The sequence below is a fragment of the Peptoniphilus sp. genome, from assembly GCF_050943655.1.
Classification (GTDB): Bacteria; Bacillota; Clostridia; order Tissierellales; family Peptoniphilaceae; genus Peptoniphilus_A.
Map to the genome: position 1 here is coordinate 1 of NZ_JBMNPQ010000086.1, position 5520 is coordinate 5520.

At 34.1% G+C, this 5520-nt stretch carries 6 protein-coding genes and 1 riboswitch; of the genes, 5 read left to right on the top strand and 1 reads right to left on the bottom strand.

The features are described 5' to 3' along the window. Positions 1-657, top strand: a 657-nt coding sequence (locus ACOX6R_RS07055) for a M20 metallopeptidase family protein (protein WP_433448676.1), incomplete at its 5' end; no start/stop codon positions are given. Between the two features lie 57 nt (positions 658-714). On the opposite strand, the gene ACOX6R_RS07060 is transcribed toward ACOX6R_RS07055, so the two are convergent. Beyond that, positions 715-1410 carry a GntR family transcriptional regulator gene (locus tag ACOX6R_RS07060; RefSeq protein ID WP_433448678.1) on the bottom strand — a complete coding sequence of 232 codons (696 nt, stop codon included), beginning with the start codon at positions 1408-1410 and terminating at the stop codon, positions 715-717. A 209-nt stretch (positions 1411-1619) separates the two neighbouring features. Continuing rightward, positions 1620-1786, top strand: a riboswitch (Lysine riboswitch). Between the two features lie 87 nt (positions 1787-1873). Between ACOX6R_RS07060 and ACOX6R_RS07065 the strand changes: the two genes are divergently transcribed. From ACOX6R_RS07065 to metG, 4 genes are all read left to right on the top strand, one after another. Beyond that, complete coding sequence (locus tag ACOX6R_RS07065) at positions 1874-2716, top strand: transporter substrate-binding domain-containing protein (RefSeq protein ID WP_433448680.1); 843 nt, start codon at positions 1874-1876, stop codon at positions 2714-2716. A 1-nt stretch (position 2717) separates the two neighbouring features. Next, entirely contained in the window at positions 2718-3488 is a 771-nt protein-coding gene (locus tag ACOX6R_RS07070; RefSeq protein ID WP_433448682.1) for an amino acid ABC transporter permease, read from the top strand. 1 nt (position 3489) lies between these two features. Next, the gene (locus tag ACOX6R_RS07075) at positions 3490-4221 is read left to right on the top strand and encodes an amino acid ABC transporter ATP-binding protein (protein ID WP_433448684.1); all 732 of its coding nucleotides are present in this window, start codon (positions 3490-3492) and stop codon (positions 4219-4221) included. 314 nt (positions 4222-4535) lie between these two features. Beyond that, the coding region (metG, locus tag ACOX6R_RS07080; protein ID WP_433448686.1) for a methionine--tRNA ligase at positions 4536-5520 on the top strand (985 nt) is incomplete at its 3' end.

Below are 5520 nucleotides of genomic sequence, written 5' to 3' on the forward strand. Positions count from 1 at the left end.
AAAGTCATTGTAAAAAAGGGACCTCTCATGTCCACAAAGACGAATTTTAAAATAAAAATAATCGGAAGAGGTGGCCACGGTTCAAATCCTCATCTAAACATCGACCCAATAGTTTGTGCGGCAAGTGTTGTAATGAGTCTTCAAACAGTTATAAGTAGAAATACGAATCCAAGATCATCAACTCTTTTGTCCATAAATTCAATTAATGGGGGAAGCGTCGATAATCTTGTCGTGGACTCAGTAGAAATGACTGCGACAATAAGGTCTCTCGATAAAGAAAACTTTGATATTGCCATAAGAAGAATGAAAGAAATAGTTGAGAGGGTATCAAGTGCATATGAGTGCAGGTGTGAGATAAAATTTACAGACATGATACCTCTTGTCTATAACGATGAAAAAATGTATGATTTTGCTATGAAGATTGCAGAAAAAGTTGTAGGAGTTCAAAACATAGAAGAAGTAGAGCCGACAATGGCAAGTGAAGACTTCTCATTTTACATGGAAAGAGTCCCATCATTTATGTATTGGTTTGGAAGCGCAGAAGAGGGACGAGAAAGAGAGCCACTTCACAGCAGAAAATTTTACGCATCCGATAAAGGAATAAAAACAGCAGCAGAAGTATTGGCAAATTCAGTAATAGAAGCACAAAATTTATAAAAAAAGCCACCTCGATCGAGGTGGTTTTTTGAAGATAAAATTTATAATTTGTGTTAATTATTTTACTGGCTTTAGTTCTTCTTGATCTTGTTTTTGTTCTTGCTCACTTATTTTTTCGAAAATGCCAAGTGTATCAGTCCAGTTTTTTGTAAGTGCCTTTACGCTCTCTTCTAGATTGTGTTCTTTGATATTTTTTATGATTACATTGTGAGAGTCGTAGGTTTTTGAATAGCCCTGGATATCGTCGTAATAGAATAGCTCCATCCTTTGAACTTTATTTTTTAGGTTTTCGATTATTGGATAGATTTCTATGTTTCCAGATACGTCGATTATTTTTTTGTGGAAGAAGTTATCTGCCATAATTTTTCCAAGCAGGTCCTTCTCCTCATCGATATTTTTTATTTTTTCGTTAAGTGAGACTAGTTCTTTAATATCTTCATCTGTAAATTTTTCAAAGCCTTGTCTTAATGCAAGTGTCTCAAGAGATGCGATGATCGGGTAGATGTGTAGTGCTTCTTCGATGTTAATTGGTGCGACCATTGTCCATCTATTTGCCTTTGAGATGATTAATCCGTCGTTTTCTAGACGAAGTAGTGCTTCTCTAAGTGGCGTTCTACTTATGCCTAGTTCTTCTGATAGCTCATTTATTTTTATTTTTGTCATTGGCGCAAGCTTTCCTGTTACTATTAATTTGTTGAGTCTGTCGTAGGCTTCGTCTTTTATGAAAACTCTTTTTATTTTATTCTCTTTCATATATGTATCTTTCGTAGTCATAATATCTTTTTAAAGGGTTACCTCCTGTAATATATCAGATACATTATAACATAATTTTTTTAGTACTAGTTGAAAAGTCCACTATTTTTCGAAAAATGACACACTTTTTAAAATTTAATTAAAAAAGGCTTGACTTTTATAAATCTTGTTACTATAATAGATGAAACAATTTAATAAATTGTATGTAAAAGTACGATAGAGGCGCGAATTTTATCAGTAATTTTTTTAAGCAAGACCATGCGATGAGAAAAAATGAAAGGAAACTTCGCCGAAGTGTATTGCGGGTAGTGGCAATATGCTGGGCATGCAAAGAATATTTGTATGACTGTCACAAATGTGGGGAGCTATCTAAAGTTAACATATGCATTGGCATTTTAACAGTTTGGATCTCCAGACTGTTTTTTTTACTTTAATAGCCCGAAAAATTATTTGGAGGGAAATTATGAATTTAAGAAAGATCGCAGTAGCAGCTAGTTTATCCTTGGTGACACTTTTGTCAGCATGTAATCCATCTGGTGATGGTGCACAGGCTCCAAAAGATAACGATGCTTCAGTTTTAAAAGTTGGAATGGAATGTGACTATGCTCCATTTAACTGGACACAAACTAAAGAGGAGAATGGATACAAAATCGCAACAGGAGGATATGCCGGTGGATATGATGTTGAAATTGCAAAGAGAATTGCAGATTCAATGGATAAAGAACTTGAAATTGTAAAGACTGAGTGGAATGGACTTACTCCAGCTCTAACATCTGGAAAGATAGATTTAATCATTGCGGGCATGAGCCCAACTGCTGAGAGAAAAGAAACTATTAACTTCTCAGACACTTATTACACATCTAATCTTGTAGTTGTTGTTAAAAAAGACTCACCTTATGCAAGTGCGAAGAGCCTTAGCGACCTAAGCGGTGCAAAGATAACTGGACAGTTAAATACTTTCCACTACGATGTAATTGATCAGATAGAAGGCGTAGAAAAGACGCCAGCTCTTGAAACTTTCCCAGCAATGATAGTTGCTCTTGAGTCAGGAAAGATTGACGGTTATGTTTCTGAAAAGCCAGGTGCTATTTCTGCAACAACTTCAAACGACAACTTGACATATATTGAATTTAATGAGGGCGAAGGCTTTGAAGCATCTCCAGAAGATACTTCAATTGCAGTTGGAGTTTCTAAAGATAATCCAGAGCTTCTTGATAAAGTAAATAAAGCTTTAAAAAATATCTCAGAAGAAGAGAGAGAACAGATAATGGAAGAAGCAGTAAAGAACCAACCTCTAGGTGAATAATATGCCTACTAATTTTTTTGGATGGATTAAATTTTTATTAGATGAGTATGGTCCCCTATTTTTTAGGGGGACTATAAACACAATACTCATCGCAGTAGTTGGTACTGTTGTTGGATTTTTAATAGGACTTTTAATTGCAATTATAAAGACTATTCCTGTAAAGAAAAAAGACAGAGCTTTTAAAAAAGTTATTTTAAAAATTGTAAATATAATAATAAATATTTATGTACAAGTGATTCGTGGGACACCGATGATGGTTCAGGCCATGATGTTCTACTACGGAGCACTTCAATATTTTAATATTGACATGCCACCAATGTTGTCGGCACTTGTCATCGTCTCAGTAAACACAGGTGCTTACATGGCAGAGATAATTCGTGGAGGTATTATTTCAGTAGATAGCGGCCAAAGAGAGGGAGCTCTTTCAATTGGAATGACTCACTGGCAAACTATGACAGAGGTAATTCTTCCTCAGGCAATTAGAAATATTATTCCTTCTGTAGGAAATGAATTTATTGTAAATATCAAGGACTCTTCAGTTTTAAATGTAATTTCTGTTTCTGAACTCTTTTTCATTTCTAAGTCTGCAGCGGGAACTTATCTTAGATTTTTCGAAGTGTTCTTTATAACAGCAATTATTTATTTAGTTTTGACAATGCTTGTAAGTCAAATTATGAAAATAATAGAAAAGAAATTAGATGGTCCAGATTCTTACAGAATTTACGGTTCGCAATCTGAGGCAATGCCACTAGAAGTTAAGAAGGAGGCGTGAGATGGGACTTATTTTTGAAATTGAAAATTTAAAGAAAAGTTTTGGCGACAATTTAGTTTTAAAAGACATAAACTTTAATGTAGAAAGCGGAGAAGTTGTTTCAATAATTGGCTCATCTGGTTCTGGAAAGTCCACACTCCTAAGATGCATAAACCTTCTTGAAGAACCAGGTGGCGGAAAGATTAAATTTCATGGCGAAGATATTTTAGAAAAAGATTCTTCTATTAATAAATATAGAACTAAGGTTGGAATGGTCTTTCAATCATTTAATTTATTTAACAACATGAGTGTACTCGAGAACTGTGTCATCGGACAGATAAAAGTTTTAAAGAGAAATAGAGAAGAAGCAGTTACAATCGCTGAAGAATTTTTAAAAAAGGTCGGCATGTATCCCTTTAAAGATGCTAAGCCAAAATCCTTATCAGGTGGGCAGAAACAAAGAGTTGCCATAGCTCGTTCACTTTCCATGAGTCCAGAAGTTCTTCTATTTGACGAACCAACATCAGCCCTTGACCCTGAAATGGTATCTGAAGTTTTAAAGGTTATGAATGACCTTGCCAACGATGGACTTACGATGATTGTCGTAACTCACGAGATGGGATTTGCACGAGATGTGTCTAATAGAGTTTTATTTATGGACAAGGGAGTAATAGCAGAAGACTCAGAAGCAAAAGAATTTTTCAAAAATCCGAAGACAGAAAGAGCAAAGGAATTTTTGTCAAAAGTTTTATAAATTTTTTAATAAATACCTAACAATTTACCTCAACAAAATGGTCGCATATAATTTATGTGACCATTTTGTTATACAAAAATATTTTTATGCAATATAAAAAGAAAAATTTTAAAATTATACTAATTTATTTATGAAATATTTTTTTGAGATGTTCTTTATATTTGTAAATATGCAGATCTTCTCAATTGTAAATTGATTTTAATTATTCTATTAGATATAATTATTTATGTATAAGTAACGCAATGTTTATTTTGATGTATATTTTAAATTATATATGTACTATAAGCTAATTTTTATAAATTTTGGAGGGAATTATGGATAAAAAGTTTTACATCACGACACCGATTTATTATCCAAGCGATAACTTGCATATTGGTCATACTTATTGCACAGTTGCGACTGATGCTGTAAAGAGATACAAAAAGATGCAAGGCTACGATGTATTTTTTACTACAGGAACAGACGAGCACGGACTAAAAATTCAAGAAAAGGCAGAAGAAAATGGAATGACTCCAAAGGCTTATGTTGATAAGATTGTTGCAAACATTAAAGAACTTTGGAAGACTCTAGATATTGATTACGACGCATTTATCAGATCAACTGATGAAGTTCACGAAAAAAATGTTCAAAAAATTTTCCAAAAGTTATACGACAAGGGTGACATTTACAAGGGCGAATACGAAGGATATTACTGCACACCTTGTGAATCTTTTTGGACAGAGGCACAACTTGGTGAAGGACACACTTGTCCAGACTGCGGACGCGAAACTCATCTAACTCACGAAGAATCTTATTTCTTTAGACTTTCTAAATACAAAGACAAATTACTTAAACTATATGAAGAAAATCCTGAATTTATTGAACCTGAATTTAGAAAAAATGAAATGATTAAGAGCTTCTTTGAAACAGGTGAAGGACTAGAAGATTTATCTGTATCAAGATCAACATTCGATTGGGGAGTTAAAGTTCCTTTCGACGAAAAGCACGTCGTATATGTGTGGATCGACGCACTTAGCTGCTACTTGTCAGCTCTTGGACTTGGAACAGATAATTCAAAGATGGACGAATTTTGGCCAGCAGATGTTCACTTCGTTGGTAAAGAAATTATGCGTTTTCACGTAATTATTTGGCCTGCAATTTTAATGGCACTTGACCTTCCACTTCCTAAGAAAGTATTTGGTCACGGCTGGATTTTATTCGACAACGACAAAATGAGTAAGTCTAAGGGAAATGTAATTTATCCAGAACCAATTATAAAACTTTATGGAGTAGACGCTCTAAAATACTTCTTGCTTCGTG

Bases quoted from the DNA above. Each gene is read 5' to 3' on its own strand.
- ACOX6R_RS07070 (WP_433448682.1), top strand. From the start codon at position 2,718: ATGCCTACTAATTTTTTTGGATGGATTAAATTTTTATTAGATGAGTAT.
- ACOX6R_RS07075 (WP_433448684.1), top strand. From the start codon at position 3,490: ATGGGACTTATTTTTGAAATTGAAAATTTAAAGAAAAGTTTTGGCGAC.
- ACOX6R_RS07060 (WP_433448678.1), bottom strand. From the start codon at position 1,410: ATGAAAGAGAATAAAATAAAAAGAGTTTTCATAAAAGACGAAGCCTAC.
- ACOX6R_RS07065 (WP_433448680.1), top strand. From the start codon at position 1,874: ATGAATTTAAGAAAGATCGCAGTAGCAGCTAGTTTATCCTTGGTGACA.